Genomic DNA, 18,954 nt, shown 5'->3' with positions numbered 1-18,954 from the left:
TCCAGATCTGTTCAGGGCGCAGCGCAGGGAACGCGCTTCGGCACCAATGTTAGTTGGTATGCCGCGGCGTCCCGACCGCGGCTCAGTCCCGCACGGCGGGTGGGAGCTCGTCGTCGAACTCGACGGTACGGGGCAGGTCGGCGTGGCCGGCCAACCGGAACCAGCGGACCACCCACTTGCGGCGGACCCGCTGCACGTCGGTCACCGCGTCGTTCAGGAAGCGCCTGGCCAGCTGCACGCGCACGCCGGCTGCCTCGACCCGCTGCAGGCTGCTCGCCCCGAGGGCGTCGGCGTGACCCCCCCGGATGTCAGCCACCACGTCGGCCGTGAGCGCCGCCTGGAGCGCCTCGGTCAGGTCGCTCTCCAGCACCTCCCGTGCGCCGAAGCTCTGGCCGTCGAGGAGGTCCTCCTCGAGGGCACGCTCGTTGTGGGCCTCCAGGGACTCCGACGCGGCGCCCGCCAGCATCAGCGCGCTGGCCGGGTCGAGGGCTCCCGAGTTGGCCAGCTCCAGCGTCGCCTCGGCTCGGCGGACCAGCTGGGCGTCGAGAGCGGACAACGCACCCTCGGCGCGCGTGTGCAGCCGGTCGAGCCGGGCTGCGCTGTAGGAGAGGTACCAGGCGACGCCGAGCAGCACTGCGACGACCACGACGCCCCACGTCAGAGAGTCCATCACGCCTCCCCTCCCCTGCGACCGCGGAGCAGCCGCGTCCACCGGGTGTCGGCGGCCGGGTCCGACCGCGCGTCCTCGGAGCCATGGGTGACCGTGTCGTAGACCGCCATGACGTCCTCGGCGACGACCGACCAGTCGAAGACCCAGGCCCGGCGGTGCCCGGCCTCCCCCAGCCGCTCGCGCTCCCCCGGATCGCCCAGCAGGCGCAGCAGCTGTCGGGCCAGGTCGGCACTGTCCTCGTTGGTGAAGGTCGCGCCGGCGTGTCCTCCGTCGAGGACCCGGACGAAGGCCGGCAGGTTGCTGGCCACCACGGGCGCCCCTGCACTCATCGCCTCGACGAGCACGATGCCGAAGCTCTCTCCCCCGGTGTGCGGGGCGACGTAGAGGTCGACGGACGACAGGAGCACGGCCTTGTCCTCGTCGCTGACCATGCCCAGGAAGTCGGTGGCAGCCGCCACGGACGGTTCGAGGCGTTCGCGAGCGGCTTGGACGTCACCCGGTCCCGCGACCAGGACTCGGGCTCCGGGATGCTTCGCCAGCACCGCGGGCATCGCCGCCGCCAGCACGGGCAAACCCTTGCGGGGCTCGTCGATCCGCCCGAGAAAGGCGATCGTGGGCGCCGACTCGGTGCCGGTCCACCTGGCAGCCGGCACGGCGTCGGCGAACCGCGCCACGTTGACGCCGTTGGGGATGACGACCGCGTCACCACCCAGGTGGGTCGTGACCGTGCGCCGGGCGTCCTCGGAGACGGCGATCCGCCCGTTGATCTTCTCCAGGCTCGGGCGCAGCAGCGGGTAAGCAGCCTGCATCGCCCGCGACCGCAGGTTGGAGGTGTGGAAGGTTGCCACGACCGGGCCCTCCGCCGACCACAGCGCGAGCAGGGCGATGCTGGGCGTCACCGGCTCGTGGATGTGCAACACGTCGAAGTCGCCCGCCTCGAGCCAGCGCCCGACCCGCGAGGCGGTCAGCGGCCCGAAGTTCAGCCGGGCCACCGAGCCGTTGTAGCGCACGGGAACGGCTCGGCCCACCGACTCGACGTAGTCGGGCAGCGGGGTGTCCTCGTCGGCCGGGGCGAGGACCGAGGCGTGGTGCCCCTGCCCCAGGAAGTGCTCGGCCAGGTCGCGGACGTGGAACTGCACCCCGCCGGGCACGTCGAAGGAGTAAGGACACACGATGCCGATCCTCACGGCCAGCTCCCCTGCGCCTGGCCGGGTCGCGCTGACTGCTCGGGTCGCGGCTCGAGGTCCTCGAGGAACACCCGCTGGAGCATGTGCCAGTCGGCGGTGTGCTCCACGATCGCGGCGCCGAGTGCGTCGGCGCACTGCTGCGTCATCGCGACGGCCTTGGCCCGTGTCGTGCCGGTCGCCGGCACCTCGACCCGGTCGTGCCAGGTGATCACGATGCGGTGCTTCCAGCTCGACCCCTCGACTCGCTCGTAGTGGATCGAGACCGGGTGCAGCGCCGCACCGGTGCCCAGCGACAGCGCCGCCGGACCCGCCGCCATCTTCGAACGGTGACCGCACAGGTCGACCTCGATGCCCCGGTCGGTCAGGTCGCGGTCGGCAAGCAGTGGCATGAGCACCGGCTTCGTCAGGTGCCCCCGCAGCTGCGCGAACACGTCGCCCCCGCCCGTCAGCGGCAGGATCGTCATGCCCAGCGACTCACGGAAGGCGAGGAACTCGGCATACACCTCCTCGGGCTCGAGCCGCTCGGCGACGGTGACGACGGGACCGATCTCCTTGGTGCCCCAGGCTCCGGCCAGGTCCCAGTTGCCGAGGTGGCCGAGGAAGCACACGACCGGTCGGCCCGCGGCGAGCTCGGCCCGCACGGGCCCGTCCCCCTCGACCCGCACCGACGCCGCGATCTGCTCCGGGGTGCGGTCGGGCAGCCGGAAGGCCTCGCAGTAGTACCGCAGGTACGAGCGCATCCCTTCGCGCACCAGTGCGTCCAGCTCCGCGCCGTCGAGCTCGGGGCGCACCCGCGCGTAGTTGCTCCTCAGGCGCTGCACGCCCTTGCCGCCACGAGCCACCGTCAGGTCGGCGATCTGCTCGAAGACTGTGTATGCCGTGCGCTCGGGCAGCCGACGCACAGTGCCCCACCCGAGGCGGTAGCCGCTGACGGCCAGGAGGTCGCCGAAGCCGGTCACGTCGCGTGGCCGCTCAGGAGGCTTCGACCAGGGCCTGCCGACGCACGAGCAGCATGCGCTGGAACACCGTGACGAGGCTGGCGACGGCGAGCAGGGCGAGTACGACGGCGAGGACGACCTCGGGCAGCCCCAGACCCACCAGTCCGGTCACCACGAGGACGGCGACCAACCGGTCGGCGCGCTCCGCGATCCCGACGTTCGCGGTGAAGCCCAGCCCCTCGGCCCGTGCCTTGGCGTAGGACACCACGCTGCCGAGGATGAGGCAGGCCAGCGCCAGCCCGGCCATCAGGAAGTCGTCGMCGCTGCCGGCATACCAGAGCACGAGGCCCCCGAAGATGGCCGAGTCGCCCACGCGGTCGAGCGTGGAGTCGAGGTAGGCGCCCCACTTGCCGGAGCGGCCGGACATCCGCGCCATCACGCCGTCGACGGTGTCGGAGAAGACGAACAGGGTGATGACGATGGTGCCCCAGAAGAACTCGTGCCGGGGGTAGAAGGCCAGCGCGCCGACGCAGACGCCGAGCGTGCCGACGATCGTCACGACGTCCGGGCTGATCCCCAGCTTGAGGAACAGTCGGGCGACCGGCGTGAAGATCTTCGTGAAGAGGGCGCGTGCGTACTTGTTGAGCATGGTGGGGTCAGCCTACTGAGACCGAGCCGCCGTCCCCGCAGAACCGCTGACGGACACGTGTGTGGGCGCGCAGGCGGGAGTGCCTCCCGGCAGCGCGTAGCGGTGGTCGGCCACCCACGTGTAGACCCGACCAGCCAGCCGGCTGATGCCCGGCAGTGTGACGAGGTGGCCGAGTGGCCGCCAGAACGGGGCTCCCTGCTTGAGCCCCTCTGCGATGGCGAGGTGGGCGGCCACGACGGTCCCGTCCGGGCGGACGAACTGGGCCGCCTCGATGCAGTCCTGCTCGGTGAGCCCGAACCGACCGAGTTCCACCTGCTGCCACGGCTGGACGTCGTAGCGGTCGCGGCGGTCCACCCAGCGCGTGGCGAACCGCGCGCTGGTCGTGCAGAACCCGCAGTCGCCGTCGAAGATGAGCAGGCCCCGCTCGCTCCCCGTCACCATGTCCATGTCCTCAGTCTGTCACCCGCATGGGACCATGACCGCGTGAGGGGAGCATGAGGGGGCCGACCACCCGGCTCGGCCCGTATGCCGTGCTGTGGCGGCTGGCCGTGACCGCCGCCGTGGTGACGACGGTCTGTCTGGGGACCTGGGTGGGCAACGACAGCTGGTGGCCCTTCGCCCCCATGTCGCAGTACGCGTTCTCGGTGCGGAACGACGGGGTCATCAACTCGTTGACGTTGGATGCGTTGACCGTGGACGGCGAAGTGGTGCGGGTGCCGCTGTCCAAGGAGAAGATCGGCATCGAGCGCGCCGAGATCGAAGGACAGGCCCCCCGCATCATCGAGCGCCCCGAGCTCCTCCAGGACATCGCCGTGCTGCATGCGCGCCGGCTCCCGCGCGAGGCGGCCTACGCGGTCCTCTACCTGCGCAACACCTCAACCCAGATCGGCACGGGGGCTGCCACCGTCCGCACCCTGGCCACGTGGCAGGTCCGCCACCCGCTGCGTCCCCAGCCGAGCGGCATACCTGGTGGTGCGCCGTGAGCCGCCTGGAACACTCCCCGATGGAACGCCCTGCCGTCGAACGCTCCATCGTCGAGAAGTTCCTCGCGCCGGAGATCTCGCTCGCGCGCGTGGCGTGGCTGCGGCTCGCCGTCTACGCCTTCGTGTGGCTCGACGTGCTGTGGATCGTGACCGACCCCATCCCCCACGGCGACGTCCCGCCGAGCCTCTACCGCGGCCTCGAGGTGCGTTCGCTGCTGCTCCTGCCCGCGCCGTCGCACACCTACGTCAGGGTGCTCCTGGCGGTGATCCTGGTGAGCTCCGCGGTCGCCTTCACGGGCCGGCTGCCGCGGCTGGCGGGATGGGTCTGCGCGGTCGGGATGCTCGACTGGGTGAGCAACGCCTTCTCCTACTCCAAGGTCGACCACGACCACTTCGCCCTGGTCGTCGCGCTGTTCGTGCTGCCGACGGTCGGGCGGGCCCGCCTGCGCGATGTCGACGTGAGGTCGCAGGCCGCTGGCTGGGCGATCCGCATGGTGCAGATCGGGGCCGTGTCGATCTACTTCCTGTCGGCCAGCGCCAAGATGCGTTTCGGCGGCAGGGGCTGGGCCAACGGAGCCACCCTGATCTGGGCGCTGACCCGACGGCCGAACGGCATCGGTCCCTGGGTGGGCGCCCATCCGACCCTCACGCACGCCCTGCAGTGGATCGTGCTCGTGGCCGAGTTCACTTCACCGGTCCTGTTGTGGCTCAGGGGAAAGGCGCTGTACGCCGCGCTCCTCTTCTGGGCGGGCTTCCACCTCAGCACCTACGTCATGCTGAAGATCCACTTCCTGCCGCTAGTGGTGTGCCTGCTCAGCTTCCTGCCGCTGGAGCGCCTGCCGCACCCGGCCACGCTGCGACGAGCCGTGAGCGCACGTCCTCGAGCAGCATCGGCAGCGCCTTCGTCTGTCCGATGACCGGCAGGAAGTTCGAGTCGCCACCCCACCTCGGCACGATGTGCTGGTGCAGGTGGGCCTGCACACCCGCACCGGCGACCGCCCCCTGGTTCATGCCGATGTTGTAACCGTGCGGGCCGGAGGCAGTGTCGATGGCGGCAATGACCTGCTTGGTCAGCAAGGCGAACTCCGTGGTCTCCTCGTCGGTCAGGTCGACGTAGAGCGAGGCGTGGCGGTAAGGACACACGAGCACGTGGCCGGGGTTGTAGGGGAACAGGTTCATGACGACGTAGCAGCTCACGCCGCGGTGCACGATGAGGCCGGTCTGGTCGTCCTTGGCCGGGGCGACACAGAACGGGCAGCCGTCACCCGCGTCCTCGCTCGGCCGCTCCCCCGTGATGTAGGCGAGCCGGTGCGGTGTCCAGAGCCGTTCGAAGCCGTCCTGCACCCCGGCGAAGTCGGTGTCGGGCTCGAGCGCGTCGGTCATCGTCCGTCAGACCTGGACGCGGGCCTCGACCGCGGCGACGATCTCGGCGATCGCCTCGTCGACGGGCACCCCGTTCTTCTGCTCGCCGTTGCGGTAGCGGAACGACACCGCGCCGGCACCGCGGTCCTCGTCCCCGGCGATCAGCACGAAGGGGACCTTGGACTTCGACGCGTTGCGGATCTTCTTGGGGAACCGGTCGTCGGAATCGTCGATCTCGACCCGGATCCCCTTGCGGCGCAGCTGGTCCGCCACGTCGTGCAGGTAGGGCGAGAACTCGTCGGCCACGGGCACCCCGAGCACCTGCACGGGTGAGAGCCAGGGCGGGAACGCGCCCGCATAGTGCTCCACGAGCACACCGAGGAAGCGCTCGATCGACCCGAACTTCGCCGAGTGGATCATCACCGGCTGCTGCCGGGAGCCGTCGGCCGCCTGGTACTCCAGCCCGAAACGCTCCGGCTGGTTGAAGTCGTACTGGATGGTCGACATCTGCCAGGTGCGGCCGATCGCGTCGCGTGCCTGCACCGAGATCTTCGGGCCGTAGTAGGCCGCGCCACCCGGGTCGAGGACGAGCTCGAGGCCGGACTCGGTGGCGACGTCGCGCAGGACGTCGGTCGCGTGCTCCCACTGCTCGTCCGAGCCGATGAACTTGTCCTTCTTGTCGCCCTCGGTCTCGCGGGTGGACAGCTCGAGGTAGTAGTCGTCCATGCCGAAGTCGCGCAGCAGCGAGAGCACGAAGTTCAGCAGGTGCTTGATCTCGCCCGGTGCCTGCTCGGCGGTGACGTAGGAGTGCGAGTCGTCCTGGGTCATGCCACGCACGCGGGTCAGGCCGTGCACGACGCCGGACTTCTCGAACCGGTAGACCGACCCGAACTCGAACAGCCGCAACGGCAGCTCGCGGTAGGAGCGACCGCGCGAGCGGAAGATGAGGTTGTGCATGGGGCAGTTCATCGCCTTGAGGCGGTACTCGGTGCCCTCGAACTCCATCGGCGGGAACATGGTGTCCGCGTAGTAGGGCAGGTGCCCCGAGGTGTGGAACAGCCCGTCCTTGCTGATGTGGGGGGTGCCGACGTACTGGAAACCCTCCTCGATGTGCCTGCGGCGGACGTAGTCCTCCATCTCCCGCTTGATCACCCCGCCCTTGGGGTGGAAGACGGCCAGGCCAGACCCGAGCTCGTCGGGGAAGCTGAACAGGTCCTGCTCCGCCCCGATCTTGCGGTGGTCACGGCGCTCGGCCTCGGCGAGCCGGTCGAGGTAGGCCTTGAGCTCGTCCTTGGTGGGCCAGGCGGTGCCGTAGACGCGCTGCAGCTGGGGGTTCTTCTCGCTCCCCCGCCAGTAGGCGCCACCGCTGCGCATCAGCTTGAAGGCGTTGCCGAGCACCTTGGTCGAGGGCACGTGCGGGCCGCGGCACAGGTCGCCCCAGGCGCGTGAGCCGTCGCGCTTGAGGTTGTCGTAGATGGTCAGCTGCGCGCCCCCCACCTCGACGTCCGCACCCTCTGCCTGCTCGCCGGCCGCGCCACCCTTGAGACCGATGAGCTCGACCTTGTAGGGCTCGTCGGCGAGCTCGACGGCAGCGTCGGCGTCGCTGATCTCGCGGCGCACGAAGGTCTGGCCCTCGTTGACGATGCGCTGCATGACCTTCTCGAGCGCCTTGAGGTCGTCGGGCTGGAACGGCTCGGCCACGTCGAAGTCGTAGTAGAACCCGTCACGCACCGGCGGTCCGATGCCGAGCCTGGCCTTGGGGTTGAGCTCCTGGACGGCCTGGGCCAGGACGTGGGCGGCGCTGTGCCGCAGCACGTCCAGCCCGTCCTGCTCCTGCGCGGTCACGGGCTCGACGACGTCGCCCTCTGCGAGGGCGTGGGCGAGGTCGCGCAGCTCACCGTTGACCCGGGCCACGAGCACGGCGCGGTCACCCTCGAAGAGCTCAGCGGCAGTCGTCTGCTCCGGCACCGATCGCTCGCTTCCGGCGACGGTGACGGTGATCTCGGCAGACACGGTGCTCACTCCTGGGGTGGATGACTGGGTATGCCGCGTGCGGACGTCAGCACGCGGCATACCGATGCTATCGGCCGGGCGCGGGCACCCGCGCGGGAGTTGTTCCGCAGGCTGGGACAGCCGTCCCAGAATTCTTGACTCGTTCCAGAAACCGGGCCAGACTCCGGGACGTGACCCCACCGTCCGTCGTCCGCGCAGGCGACCTCCCGCAGATGCTGCGGGACGTGGGCCTGCGGGTGACGCGGCCCCGGGTGGCAGTCCTCGGTGCGGTGCACGCGCACCCCCACTCCGACACCGACTCGCTCATCGCCGCGGCGCGACGCGACGTGCCGGAGGTCTCCCACCAGGCGGTCTACGACTGCCTGCACGCCCTCACCCGCTCCGGCCTCGTGCGCCGCATCCAGCCGCCCGGCTCGGTGGCGAGGTACGAGTCCCGCGTGGGCGACAACCACCACCACGTCGTCTGCCGGTCCTGCGGCGCCATCGCCGACGTCGACTGCGCCGTCGGCGCAGCCCCCTGCCTTGCCCCGTCGGACGACCACGGCTTCACCATCGACGAGGCCGAGGTCGTCTACCGGGGCCTGTGCGCCACCTGTTCCAGCCCGCGCAATCCCAGCGCCTGAGCAACCCACAGCCTGACCACCCAACCGCCTGAACCCTCGACACCACGTCCGGAAGGAAGCAATGTCCGACAACGAAATCCATGGCGCAAGCCAGACCGGGGACCACGAGACCCAGCTCGCCGAGATGAACGAGAGCGAGCAGAAGTGCCCTGTCGTGCACGGACGGGCCCCCGAGCCCGTCCAGGGCGGCGGCAACCGGGGGTGGTGGCCCGAGCGCCTCAACCTCCGGATCCTGGCCAAGAACCCCGCCGTCGCGAACCCCTACGGCGAGGACTTCGACTACGCCCAGGCGTTCAGCTCCCTCGACCTCGCCGAGGTCAAGCGCGACATCGCCGAGCTCCTCACCACCTCCCAGGACTGGTGGCCGGCCGACTTCGGCCACTACGGCCCGCTCATGATCCGGATGGCCTGGCACAGCGCGGGCACCTACCGCGTGCAGGACGGCCGCGGCGGCGCCGGTGCTGGTCAGCAGCGGTTCGCGCCCCTCAACAGCTGGCCGGACAACGCCAACCTCGACAAGGCCCGCCGCCTGCTGTGGCCGGTGAAGAAGAAGTACGGCCGCAACCTGTCATGGGCCGACCTCATGGTGCTGGCCGGCAACGTCAGCCTCGAGTCCATGGGCTTCCAGACCTTCGGCTTCGCCGGTGGTCGCCCTGACGTCTGGGAGCCCGACGAGGACGTCTACTGGGGTCCGGAGACCGAGTGGCTTGGGGACGAGCGCTACACCGGTGACCGCGAGCTGGAGAGCCCGCTCGCCGCCGTCCAGATGGGCCTGATCTACGTCAACCCGGAGGGCCCGAACGCGGACCCCGACCCCCTCGCGTCGGCCCGCGACATCCGCGAGACGTTCAAGCGGATGGCGATGAACGACGAGGAGACCGTCGCCCTCATCGCCGGCGGCCACACCTTCGGCAAGACCCACGGTGCGGCCGACCCCGAGGCACACGTCTCCGACGAGCCGGAGGGCGCAGGACTCGAGCAGATGGGCCTGGGCTGGAAGAACAGCTTCGGCACCGGCGCGGGCCCCGACGCCATCACCAGTGGTATCGAGGTCACCTGGACGATGACCCCGACGCAGTGGGACAACAACTTCTTCGAGAACCTGTTCGGTTTCGAGTGGGAGCTCACCAAGAGTCCCGCGGGCGCCAACCAGTGGAAGCCCAAGGACGGCGCCGGTGAGGGCACGACGCCCCACGCCCACGACTCGTCCAGGCGCATCGCGCCCAACATGCTCACCACCGACCTCGCCCTGCGCGTCGACCCCGTCTACGAGCAGATCTCGCGCCGCTTCCTCGAGAACCCGCAGGAGTTCGCCGACGCCTTCGCCCGTGCGTGGTTCAAGCTGACGCACCGCGACATGGGCCCACTGGCCCGCTACCTCGGTCCCGAGGTGCCCAGCGAGGTCCTGCTGTGGCAGGACCCGCTCCCGGCGCCGACCGGTGAGGTGGTGACGGCTGAGGACGTGACCGAGCTCAAGCGGCTCGTGGCCGAGACAGGACTCAGCGTGACCCAGCTGGTGTCCACGGCGTGGGCTGCGGCGTCATCCTTCCGTGGCAGCGACAAGCGCGGCGGCGCCAACGGTGCCCGCATCCGGCTCGCCCCGCAGAACGGCTGGGAGGTCAACAACCCCGCACAGCTCGCGACCGTGCTGCGCACGCTCGAGGGTGTCCAGGAGTCTTTCAACTCGCGTGGCGGGCGCCAGGTCTCGCTCGCCGACCTCATCGTGCTCGCGGGCGGCGTCGGCGTCGAGCACGCTGCGCAGGCAGCGGGTCACACGGTCGAGGTGCCGTTCACGCCGGGTCGGGTCGATGCGACCCAGGAGCAGACCGACGTCGAGTCCTTCGCCTACCTCGAGCCCCGGGCCGACGGCTTCCGCAACTACGCCGGCAAGGGCTCACGGCTGGGCGCCGAGTACCAGCTCGTCGACCGCGCCAACCTGCTCACCCTGAGCGCCCCGGAGATGACCGTCCTCGTCGGCGGCCTGCGCGTCCTCGGGGCGAACTACGACGGCTCGCGGCACGGCGTCCTGACCGACGCCCCCGGCACGCTGACGAACGACTTCTTCGTCAACCTGCTGGACCTCGGCACCCAGTGGAGCTCGACGTCCGAGGACGCCTCGACGTTCGAGGGTCGGGGCGCGTCGGGCGAGGTCCGCTGGACGGGCACCCGGGCAGACCTTGTGTTCGGATCCAACTCCGAGCTGCGTGCCCTCGCCGAGGTCTACGCCAGCAACGACGCGGGAGACCGCTTCGTGCAGGAGTTCGTGGCGGCCTGGGCCAAGGTCATGGACCTCGACCGGTTCGACGTCGCCTGAGGCCATGACAGTGCCAGCAGCGCCTCGGCCACAGCCTGGTTCCGAGGCGCTGCTGGTCGGCCCGGTGCCGTTCGCGGACCTGCGGGTCCAGCGCCTCGTCGACGAGGTGCAGGCCCACTACATCGTCATCTACGGCGGACCCGACGACTCACCGGTCGACCCCTCCGAGTTCGAACCGCCACAGGGGCTGTTCGCGCTCGGCACCCTGGACGGAAACGGCGTCGCGATGGGTGGCTGGCGTCGCCGACCGGACCTCGCGACCGTGTTCGACGGTGCCGCCGTGGCGGAGATCAAGCGGATGTACGTCGCTCCGTCGGGTCGGCGTCGAGGCTTCGCTCGCCGGGTGCTGGCCTTCCTCGAGGACACGGCTCGCCAGTCCGGGACGGACGTGCTCGTCCTGGAGACGGGGACCATGCAGCCTGACGCCATCGCGCTCTACGAGGCCAGTGGCTACGAGCCGACGGTGCGCTTCGGGCACTACGCCGACTCGGACCTGGCCCGGTACTTCGCCAAGCGACTGGCCCCGGCCGACTAGGTCACCGTTGGGGTCAGCGTGTGCTCACCGGCGGGTCTGCGTCTGGGTCACAGCCCGACGATCCGGCGTGGAGGCTTCCGGATGGGTCCGCTGTCGGTCGGCATCACGGCCTGGTGGCTTCGTACCTCGAGCTCGCGGATGAGCCGTTGCGCGTCGAGGAGCATGGCGCCGTAGGCGGGCCACGCCTCGGGGTTCTCGAGCTCGCTGGTGCGGACCTCGTTGCCCAGTCGGGCGAGGATCTCCTCCGCGGAGCGCAGGTAGGTGGCGACAGCCTCCCGCTCCGCGTCCTCGGGCAGTCCGAAGTGGCCGATCGCACCGGCGATCTCGTCCAGGGCCTCGGCATAGCTCTCGAGGAAGCGCTGGCTGGGTGCTGGCTGGCTCTCCTCCTCGTCCGCGGCGTCCACGAGCGTCCGGGCGATCCCGGACAGCTGCCACTGACTGCGCCGGATCGCTTCCACGGTGTGGGAGTAGCCGACCCAGTCGACCTCCAGCCCGTGCAGGTTGTCACGGGGGTTGAACTTCGTGCTCTCCCGCCCGGTCTCGATCTCGCTCTGGATGCGGGGCGCCAGCTGGATGATGTCGGTGCTGGTGTCGTACCACTGGTGCGCCATGTCGCTGTCCCAGCCGTCTCGCAGTCCCGCGGCGATGTCGTTGAGCAGCTGGCAGACCCGGCCGGTGAGCGCGCGGATCTGCTCCCGCGGCTGCCTGATGTGCAGGGGGGCCAGGACGATCGCGTTGGTGAGCACGCCGATGACACCACCGGCCAGGGTCTCGACGATCGTGAGGTACGTGAACTCCACATCGGTCCCGCCGACGGTCAGCAGGGACAGCAGCACCATCGTCGGGACCTGGATCCCGTGGTCCCCGAGGCGACGCCACCGAGCGATGAGCAGCCCCAGGTAGAGGACGGGCAGCATCGTCCACCAGTGCACGCCGACCAGCGATCCCACGAGCCACGCGGCACTCATCCCCACGACGACCGCCAGGACTCGCTGACCACTCGCCCACAGGGACCGGAAGATCGTCCGGTCGACGACGAGCAGCGCCGCCATGGGCGCGTAGAACGGTGACGGGCTGTGAAGCACTCGCACCGCGAACTGCCAGGCGAGCACCGTCGCCAGAGCGGCCTTGCCCATCAGCAGGGCCGTGTCCCGCTCAGGGCCGGCATGCCGCACGGCCTCGCGTCCGGCTCGGACCCACCCAGCCGCGTCCTCGCGAACCGTGTACAGCCACGACGCCGGCGGCCGCCGGTCGGCGGGAGTCTCCATCCCCCGACACTAGAGGGGACGTCAACGCATGACGAAGCGGGCCGACCGCTCCCGCCCGATCGCCCCTCAGCCCGCGTGGTGGCCCGACGCGAACGACATCGTCAGGTGTGTGGTCGACGGGTCGCGGGTCGAGCGCAGCCCGGCGACGACGGTGGCGCCCGCATCATCGACGACGACCTCGACCGTGCTCGGCAGCAGCACCGGCTTGGCGAACCAGACGTGCGTCGTCGAGGGTTCGGTCGACCGCTGCCCGAGGACCGCCAGGGTGCGGGCCGCTGTCCACATGCCGTGCGCGATGGCTCGGGGAAAGCCCATCGCCTTGGCGCTCAAGGCGTGCAGGTGGATCGGGTTCACGTCGCCGGACACCGCGGCATACGCCCGGCCCTGTCCCTCGGGGACGCGGATGAGGCCAGCGGGCCCACCCTGCGGCAGGCTCGGCGCGTCCTGTGCCCGCGGCGCGGACACGTCGCCGCTGCCGCGCCGGAGGTAGGTGCTTCGACCGTCCCAGACTCGCACGCCCTCGACGTCCACCTCGGTGACCAGGTCCACCAGGCGCCCCTTGGGGTGCGGTCGCAGGCGTTCGGCGTGCACAGAGATGGTCAGGGGGTCGTCTGCCGTGAGGCGCCGGTGGAGCGTGATCTGGTTCTCGAGGTGCACCAGACCCGGCAGTGGCAGGGGGAAGGACCGATCTGCCATCAGCGCGACCTGGAGCGGGAAGCCCAGCACGTGCGGATAGGTGTGCGGCAGGACGTCGCCTCCGGTGAACCCGCACACCTTGTCGTAGGCGAGGAGGTGGTCGCGGTCCACCACCACTCCCTCCCGGCGCCAGACCGTGTCGGGCAGCTCACCGCCCCGACCTCGTTGGGTGAGCGTCGCTTTGGCGAACAGTGGTGCCAGTGAAGGGGCTTCGGTCAATGTCCGGACGGTCATGTCAGGCGCCCAGCAGGCTCTGGCCACAGACCCTGACGACGTTGCCGGTGACCCCGGCGTTGGCGTCCTGGCTGAACCAGGCGATCGTCTCGGCGACGTCCACCGGCAGCCCACCCTGGCTGAGCGAGTTGAGCAGCCGCCCCACCTCGCGCGTCGCGAACGGCACCTTGGCCGTCATCTCCGTCTCGATGAAGCCCGGCGCCACCGCGTTGACCGTGATGCCCCGCGCCCGAAGCGCCTCGTCCGCAGACATCGCGTCGACGAGTCCGATCACTCCTGCCTTCGAGGCTCCGTAGTTCGTCTGCCCGCGGTTCCCGGCGATGCCGGCGATGGACGACACCAGCACGACATGGCCACGATCGCGTACGCCGCCGACCCCGAGGAGGACCTCGTTCATCCGCAGGATCGAACCGAGGTTGACGTCGAGCACCGAGGCCCAGCGCGCCTCGTCCATGTTGGCGAGCAGCTTGTCACGGGTGATGCCGGCGTTGTGCACGACGATGTCGAGGCCGCCGTGCCGGCGAGTGGCGTGGTCAAGGATCCGGTGCCCCGCGTCAGCGGCGGTCACGTCGAGCTGGAGGGCGGTGCCCCCGACCCGGTTGGCGGTCCTGGCCAGCGAGTCCCCCGCACCCGGGATGTCGATGCAGACCACGGTCGCGCCGTCCCGCGCGAGCACGTCAGCGATGGACGCACCGATCCCCCGGGCCGCACCGGTGACCACGGCCACCTTGCCCGCCAGCGGCTTCGCCCAGTCCTCAGGTTCCTTCGGCGCGCCGCCACCGACTCGAACGACCTGACCGTCGACGTATGCCGCGCGGCCGGACAGCAGGAACCGCACCGCTGCGTCGACGTTGACGTCCGATCCCTCGTCGACGAGGACGAGGTTGGCGGTCGCTCCGGCCCGCAGCTCCTTGCCGATCGACCGCGTGATCCCTTCGAGCGCTCGTCGCGTGGCGGCCTCGGCGAAAGTGCTGGCGCCGTGGGGGTCCCGACCCACGACGATGACCCGGCCGCTCGGCTGGACACCCTTGAGCGCCGGGCCCACGAGAGCCCGCAGCACCTCGAGGTCGGCGGGCTCCCGGGCCTCGGTCAGGTCGGCGACGACAGCCGCGACACGGCCGCCGGACGGCAGCTCGTCCACGGCGTCGACCCCCTCGAGCTTGAGCAGGTCGCGGACTCGCGCCGCCACTGGTGCGGCGCCCAGGCCGCCGACGAGGACGGGGCCGTCGATGAGTGGCGCTCCCACGGCATACCTGCGCAGTCGTGCGGGGCGGGGCAGGCCGAGCTGAGCCGCCAGCCTCGTGCCAAGTCGGCTGTTGACGATGCCGGCGTAGGTGCCGGCCATCAGGCGGCCTCGAGGATCGCCATGACGCCCTGGCCACCAGCGGCGCAGATCGAGATCAGGCCGCGTGCCCCAGATCCCTTCTCGTGCAACATCTTCGCGAGCGAGGCGACGATGCGCCCGCCGGTCGCGGCGAACGGGTGACCCGCGGCCAGCGAGGATCCGTTGACGTTGAGCTTCGTGCGGTCCAGTGCACCGATCGGCGCGTCCAGACCCAGCCGGTCGCGGCAGAACTCCTCGCTCTCCCAGGCCGCCAGGGTCGTGAGCACGGTCGCGGCGAAGGCCTCATGGATCTCGACCAGGTCGAAGTCCTGAAGCTTCATCCCCTGACGCTCGAGCAGGTGCGGCAGGGCGTAGGCCGGGGCCATCAACAGTCCCTCGTTGCCGGTGACGTAGTCGACGGCTGCGGTCTGTGCGTCCAACAGGTGCGCGAGGACGGGGAGCCCGTGCTCTGAAGCCCACTCGTCGGAACCGAGCAGCACGGCGGAGGCTCCGTCCGTGAGCGGCGTCGAGTTGCCCGCCGTCATGGTGGCGCCGTCGCCCTTGCCGAAGACCGGGGTGAGCTTGGCGAGCTTCTCGACGGTGGAGTCGGCGCGCAGGTTCTGGTCGCGCGTCAGCCCGAGGAACGGCGTCACGAGGTCGTCGAAGAAGCCGCGTTCGTAGGCCGCGGCAAGGTTCTGGTGCGACGCCGCGGCGATCTCGTCCTGCGCCTCGCGGGTGAGCCCCCACTGCTTGGCAGTCTGTGCCATGTGCTCACCCATGGACAGCCCGGTGCGCGGCTCGACGTTTCGCGGGATCTCGGGGACCAGCTGGCCGGGGCGCAGGCCTGTCAGGGCTTTGACCCGCTGCCCGGGCGTCTTGGCGCGGTTGAGGGTCAGCAGCGTCTCGCGCAGCCCCTCGTTGACGGCGATGGGGGCATCGGACGCCGTGTCGGTGCCGCCCGCGATGCCCGAGTCGATCTGGCCGAGGGCGATCTTGTTGGCCACCAGGATCGCCGCCTCGAGGCCGGTGCCACAGGCCTGCTGCACGTCGTAGGCCGGCGTCCGGGCCGACAGGCTGGACCCGAGGACGGACTCGCGGGTGAGGTTGAAGTCGCGCGAGTGCTTGAGTACGGCGCCGGCAGCGACCTCGCCCACCCGCTCCCCTGCAAGCCCATGCCTGGCCACCAGACCCTCGATGGCTGCGGTCAGCATGTCCTGGTTGGTGGCCTTGGCGTAGGCGGCGTTCTGCCGCGCGAAGGGGATGCGGTTGCCGCCGATGACGGCAGCGCGGCGGGGCTGGCCGACCGAGCGGGCGGGCTTTGACGAGGGGGCCACGAGTACTCCTGAGGTGGGTCCGACTGTGGGACAGGTAACTGATACGGACAGTAGCAGGTACGCCCAGTACCTGCTACTGTCACGACCTGTGACCACGACCACGGACGCCTCGACGCCGAGCCCCGACGGCCGCAACACCCGGTGGAACCAGCACCGGGCGATCCGTCGGCGCGAGCTCGTCGACGCCACGCTGCGCGCGATCCGCCAGCACGGCGCCGGGGTCGGGATGGACGACATCGCAGCTGTCGCCGGCACCTCCAAGACCGTGATCTACCGCCACTTCACGGACCGGCAGGGCCTGTATGCCGCAGTCTGCGAGAGCGTCGACGCGCTGATCCTGCGCAACCTCGCTCTGGCTCGCAACGTCGAGGGCGACGTCACCGGTGGCGATCTCACCACCGTGGAGCTCTCCCCACGCGCCCTGGTCGCTGGAGCGGTCGATGCCTACCTCACGCTCGTCGAGAAGGATCCCGAGGTCTACCGGTTCGTCGTCACCGCACCCCTGCTGGACAAGCCGTCAGGCGACCCGGCGGCGATGGTGACCGACCACATCGCCGCGCAGATGACCGAGGTCATCGGCGAGGCCCTGGACCGCGCCGGGCGCAGCAGCGCACCCGCTCCCGTCTGGGGCGCCGGGTTGGTCGGCATGGTGCGTGCCGCCGCCGACCGCTGGCTCACCGACTCGGCTATGAGCCGCCGGGAGCTCACCGAACACCTCACCGACCTGGCCTGGGGCGGCTTGTCCGCGGCCTGGCCAGCCGACCCCGCGCCCGACACGCAGGAGGACTCATGACCACGCTCGCCAATGCACTGCAGAGGACCCTCGACGGTCGGTGGGCGGCGATCCGCGAGGAGGCCCGAACGGACCTCGACCCCGAGCGTTTCGCTCCACCGACCGAGCCCCTGGACCTGGAGTCCTACCGCGCCAGGATCGCCGAGCAGGTGCAGGCCCTGGCCGCCACCGGGCACGCCAAGCGCGGCTTCCCGACCTCGATGGGCGGCAACGGCGACCTCGGCGGATCGGTCACGGCGTTCGAGCTGCTGGGGCATGCCGACCTGTCGCTGATGGTCAAGGCGGGCGTGCACTGGGGCCTGTTCGGCGGCGCGGTGGCGAACCTCGGCACGCAGCGGCACCACACGGCCTACCTGCCGTCGATCATCGACGCGACGCTGCCGGGCTGCTTCGCGATGACGGAGACAGGACACGGCTCCGATGTCCAGTCACTCGGCACCACCGCGACCTACGACCCCGACACCGACGAGCTGGTGGTGCACACCCCAGACCTGCGCTCCCGCAAGGACTACATCGGCGGCGCCGCCCGCGACGGACGGATGGCCGCAGTCTTCGCCCAGCTGGTCACCGGTGGCGAGAGCCACGGCGTCCACTGCGTGCTCGTGCCCATCCGGGACGACTCGGGAGCAGCGATGCCCGGGGTGACCATCGGCGACTGCGGCGCCAAGGAGGGACTCCCCGGTGTCGACAACGGCCGGCTCACCTTCGACCAGGTCCGGGTGCCTCGGACCAACCTGCTCAACCGCTATGGCGACATCGACGAGCACGGCACCTACACCTCCCCCATCGAGAACCAGACTCGCAGGTTCTTCACGATGCTCGGCACCCTGGTGCGCGGGCGGATCAGCGTGGCGGGCGGCGCGGGTGCGGCGACCCGCAGTGCGCTCACCCTGGCGATCACGTATGCCGGTCACCGGCGCCAGTTCGCCCCTCCCGGCGGCGACGGCGAGGTGATCCTGCTCGACTACCGGGTGCACCAGCGCAAGCTGCTCCCGGCGCTGGCCAAGTCCTACGCCCTGGCTGTCGCGCAGAACGACCTGGTGTCGCTCATGCACGACGTGCTGACCTCCGGTGAGGCCCCCGACGAGCACCAGCAACGCGAGCTCGAGGCCCGGGCGGCCGGCATCAAGGCCGTCGCCACGGCCCACGCGACAGCGACGATCCAGACCTGCAGAGAGGCGTGCGGAGGCGCCGGCTACCTTGCGGTCAACCGGCTCCCGGCGCTCAAGGCCGACACCGACGTGTTCACCACGTTCGAGGGTGACAACACGGTGCTGCTCCAGCTGGTGGCCAAGGGCCTGCTCACCGACTACCGCGACGCCTTCGGCGACCTCGACACGTTCGGCATGGTCAGGTTCGGCGCCCGGCAGTTTGCCGGGGCCGTCATCGAGCGGACGTCGGCCCGAGGCCTCATCCAGCGCCTCATCGCCACCGCACCCGGCCGCGACAGCGAGAAGGGGCCGACCGACCGCGGCTGGCAGCTCGACCTGTTCGAGGACCGGGAGAAGCACCTGCTGGAGACGCTGGCCCTGCGGCTGCGCAAGGCCGGCAAGCCGGGGGCGCAACTGTTCGACGTCTTCAACCAGGCCCAGGACCACGTCATCGAGGCGGCCCGCGCCCACGTCGAGCGGACCATCCTCGAGTCGTTCGTCGCGGCGATCGACGCCTGTGACGACCCCGCGGCCGCCCAGACGCTGGATCGGGTGTGCGACCTCTATGCCCTCAGCACCATCGAGGCCGACAAGGGCTGGTTCCTCGAGCACGGGCGCATCACGCCGGCGCGCAGCAAGCAGGTCACGGCAGCCGTCAACGACCTCTGCGCAGCCCTGCGACCGCACGCGCAGGAGCTCGTGGACGCGTTCGGCATCCCGCGCGCGTGGCTGGGCACCGAGCTGCTGTCACCGCTGGTCGAGGACGTGAACCAGACCCCGACGACGGCTCCCTCCGCGACGGAGGCGGTGCAGACGGCGGAGGTCGGCAGCTGATCCTCAGGCCAGCCGTCCGAGGACGCCACAGCCCCGCTGACGGGTG

18 protein-coding genes are annotated in these 18,954 nt (G+C 70.5%); 7 read left to right on the top strand and 11 right to left on the bottom strand.

Translation table 11 applies throughout. From position 1 onward, the window contains the following. Nucleotides 1–82: 82 nt before the first annotated feature. Genes AC1DWR_RS04415 through AC1DWR_RS04395 form a run of 5 tightly spaced genes read right to left on the bottom strand, consistent with a single transcriptional unit; the run spans nucleotide 83 to nucleotide 3,891 of the window. A complete protein-coding gene (locus AC1DWR_RS04415; protein WP_477613019.1) occupies nucleotides 83–670 on the bottom strand; it encodes a hypothetical protein in 588 nt (195 codons plus the stop codon). Continuing rightward, nucleotides 670–1,857, bottom strand: coding sequence for a glycosyltransferase family 4 protein (locus AC1DWR_RS04410; RefSeq protein ID WP_477613020.1), 1,188 nt, complete (start codon nucleotides 1,855–1,857; stop codon nucleotides 670–672). The genes AC1DWR_RS04415 and AC1DWR_RS04410 overlap by 1 nt, the downstream gene beginning before the upstream one ends. Then, nucleotides 1,854–2,816: a phosphatidylinositol mannoside acyltransferase gene (locus AC1DWR_RS04405; RefSeq protein ID WP_477613021.1), complete on the bottom strand. Its 963-nt coding sequence runs from the start codon at nucleotides 2,814–2,816 to the stop codon at nucleotides 1,854–1,856. Before AC1DWR_RS04405 ends, AC1DWR_RS04410 begins: the two co-directional genes overlap by 4 nt. Nucleotides 2,817–2,829: 13 nt before the next feature. Then, nucleotides 2,830–3,444 (bottom strand): phosphatidylinositol phosphate synthase, encoded by a 615-nt coding sequence (pgsA, locus tag AC1DWR_RS04400; RefSeq protein ID WP_477623742.1) that lies wholly within the window; start codon nucleotides 3,442–3,444, stop codon nucleotides 2,830–2,832. 12 nt (nucleotides 3,445–3,456) lie between these two features. Continuing rightward, on the bottom strand, nucleotides 3,457–3,891 hold the full coding sequence (locus AC1DWR_RS04395; RefSeq protein ID WP_477613023.1) for a thiol-disulfide oxidoreductase DCC family protein: 435 nt from the start codon (nucleotides 3,889–3,891) through the stop codon (nucleotides 3,457–3,459). 47 nt (nucleotides 3,892–3,938) lie between these two features. On the opposite strand from AC1DWR_RS04395, the gene AC1DWR_RS04390 reads away from it, so the two are divergent. Together AC1DWR_RS04390 and AC1DWR_RS04385 are read left to right on the top strand one after the other, a co-directional pair. Next, a complete protein-coding gene (locus tag AC1DWR_RS04390) occupies nucleotides 3,939–4,427 on the top strand; it encodes a hypothetical protein (protein ID WP_477613024.1) in 489 nt (162 codons plus the stop codon). Then, complete coding sequence (locus tag AC1DWR_RS04385) at nucleotides 4,424–5,344, top strand: hypothetical protein (protein ID WP_477623741.1); 921 nt, start codon at nucleotides 4,424–4,426, stop codon at nucleotides 5,342–5,344. Before AC1DWR_RS04390 ends, AC1DWR_RS04385 begins: the two co-directional genes overlap by 4 nt. Here the strand turns inward: AC1DWR_RS04385 and AC1DWR_RS04380 are convergent. Together AC1DWR_RS04380 and thrS are read right to left on the bottom strand one after the other, a co-directional pair. Then, entirely contained in the window at nucleotides 5,241–5,810 is a 570-nt protein-coding gene (locus AC1DWR_RS04380) for an HIT family protein (RefSeq protein ID WP_477613026.1), read from the bottom strand. The two genes, AC1DWR_RS04385 and AC1DWR_RS04380, sit on opposite strands and share 104 nt — an antisense overlap. Nucleotides 5,811–5,816: 6 nt before the next feature. Next, the gene (thrS, locus tag AC1DWR_RS04375) at nucleotides 5,817–7,802 is read right to left on the bottom strand and encodes a threonine--tRNA ligase (RefSeq protein WP_477613027.1); all 1,986 of its coding nucleotides are present in this window, start codon (nucleotides 7,800–7,802) and stop codon (nucleotides 5,817–5,819) included. 212 nt (nucleotides 7,803–8,014) lie between these two features. On the opposite strand from thrS, the gene AC1DWR_RS04370 reads away from it, so the two are divergent. From AC1DWR_RS04370 to AC1DWR_RS04360, 3 genes are all read left to right on the top strand, one after another. Next, entirely contained in the window at nucleotides 8,015–8,425 is a 411-nt protein-coding gene (locus AC1DWR_RS04370) for a Fur family transcriptional regulator (protein ID WP_477613425.1), read from the top strand. Nucleotides 8,426–8,549: 124 nt separating this feature from the next. Next, on the top strand, nucleotides 8,550–10,739 hold the full coding sequence (gene katG, locus AC1DWR_RS04365) for a catalase/peroxidase HPI (protein WP_477613426.1): 2,190 nt from the start codon (nucleotides 8,550–8,552) through the stop codon (nucleotides 10,737–10,739). Between the two features lie 4 nt (nucleotides 10,740–10,743). Next, nucleotides 10,744–11,274, top strand: coding sequence for a GNAT family N-acetyltransferase (locus tag AC1DWR_RS04360; RefSeq protein ID WP_477613028.1), 531 nt, complete (start codon nucleotides 10,744–10,746; stop codon nucleotides 11,272–11,274). A 47-nt stretch (nucleotides 11,275–11,321) separates the two neighbouring features. On the opposite strand, the gene AC1DWR_RS04355 is transcribed toward AC1DWR_RS04360, so the two are convergent. The 4 genes from AC1DWR_RS04355 to AC1DWR_RS04340 all read right to left on the bottom strand — a co-directional run bounded on the left by AC1DWR_RS04355 (nucleotide 11,322) and on the right by AC1DWR_RS04340 (nucleotide 16,130). Continuing rightward, nucleotides 11,322–12,542, bottom strand: a complete 1,221-nt coding sequence (locus tag AC1DWR_RS04355) for an FUSC family protein (RefSeq protein WP_477613029.1) — start codon at nucleotides 12,540–12,542, stop codon at nucleotides 11,322–11,324. A 66-nt stretch (nucleotides 12,543–12,608) separates the two neighbouring features. Continuing rightward, nucleotides 12,609–13,472 (bottom strand): MaoC family dehydratase, encoded by an 864-nt coding sequence (locus AC1DWR_RS04350; protein WP_477623740.1) that lies wholly within the window; start codon nucleotides 13,470–13,472, stop codon nucleotides 12,609–12,611. 1 nt (nucleotide 13,473) lies between these two features. Further along, on the bottom strand, nucleotides 13,474–14,817 hold the full coding sequence (locus AC1DWR_RS04345) for a 3-oxoacyl-ACP reductase (RefSeq protein ID WP_477613031.1): 1,344 nt from the start codon (nucleotides 14,815–14,817) through the stop codon (nucleotides 13,474–13,476). Further along, on the bottom strand, nucleotides 14,817–16,130 hold the full coding sequence (locus AC1DWR_RS04340; RefSeq protein WP_477613032.1) for an acetyl-CoA C-acetyltransferase: 1,314 nt from the start codon (nucleotides 16,128–16,130) through the stop codon (nucleotides 14,817–14,819). The genes AC1DWR_RS04345 and AC1DWR_RS04340 overlap by 1 nt, the downstream gene beginning before the upstream one ends. Nucleotides 16,131–16,218: 88 nt before the next feature. Here AC1DWR_RS04340 and AC1DWR_RS04335 point away from each other — a divergent pair, with 88 nt between their 5' ends. Then, on the top strand, nucleotides 16,219–16,923 hold the full coding sequence (locus AC1DWR_RS04335) for a TetR family transcriptional regulator (protein WP_477613033.1): 705 nt from the start codon (nucleotides 16,219–16,221) through the stop codon (nucleotides 16,921–16,923). Next, nucleotides 16,920–18,908 carry an acyl-CoA dehydrogenase family protein gene (locus AC1DWR_RS04330; RefSeq protein WP_477613034.1) on the top strand — a complete coding sequence of 663 codons (1,989 nt, stop codon included), beginning with the start codon at nucleotides 16,920–16,922 and terminating at the stop codon, nucleotides 18,906–18,908. The genes AC1DWR_RS04335 and AC1DWR_RS04330 overlap by 4 nt, the downstream gene beginning before the upstream one ends. Nucleotides 18,909–18,954 lie beyond the last annotated feature (46 nt).

The sequence above is a fragment of the Pedococcus sp. P2_E2 genome (assembly GCF_056403955.1).
Note: the sequence above shows the minus strand (reverse complement) of the source record. Positions and strands in the feature narration are given on the sequence as shown.

Coding starts and splice junctions, on each gene's coding strand:
- AC1DWR_RS04415 (WP_477613019.1), bottom strand. CDS start 670: ATGGACTCTCTGACGTGGGGCGTCGTGGTCGTCGCAGTGCTGCTCGGC.
- AC1DWR_RS04395 (WP_477613023.1), bottom strand. CDS start 3,891: ATGGACATGGTGACGGGGAGCGAGCGGGGCCTGCTCATCTTCGACGGC.
- AC1DWR_RS04390 (WP_477613024.1), top strand. CDS start 3,939: ATGAGGGGGCCGACCACCCGGCTCGGCCCGTATGCCGTGCTGTGGCGG.
- AC1DWR_RS04380 (WP_477613026.1), bottom strand. CDS start 5,810: ATGACCGACGCGCTCGAGCCCGACACCGACTTCGCCGGGGTGCAGGAC.
- AC1DWR_RS04370 (WP_477613425.1), top strand. CDS start 8,015: ATGCTGCGGGACGTGGGCCTGCGGGTGACGCGGCCCCGGGTGGCAGTC.
- katG (WP_477613426.1), top strand. CDS start 8,550: ATGAACGAGAGCGAGCAGAAGTGCCCTGTCGTGCACGGACGGGCCCCC.
- AC1DWR_RS04360 (WP_477613028.1), top strand. CDS start 10,744: ATGACAGTGCCAGCAGCGCCTCGGCCACAGCCTGGTTCCGAGGCGCTG.
- AC1DWR_RS04355 (WP_477613029.1), bottom strand. CDS start 12,542: ATGGAGACTCCCGCCGACCGGCGGCCGCCGGCGTCGTGGCTGTACACG.
- AC1DWR_RS04350 (WP_477623740.1), bottom strand. CDS start 13,472: ATGACCGTCCGGACATTGACCGAAGCCCCTTCACTGGCACCACTGTTC.
- AC1DWR_RS04345 (WP_477613031.1), bottom strand. CDS start 14,817: ATGGCCGGCACCTACGCCGGCATCGTCAACAGCCGACTTGGCACGAGG.
- AC1DWR_RS04330 (WP_477613034.1), top strand. CDS start 16,920: ATGACCACGCTCGCCAATGCACTGCAGAGGACCCTCGACGGTCGGTGG.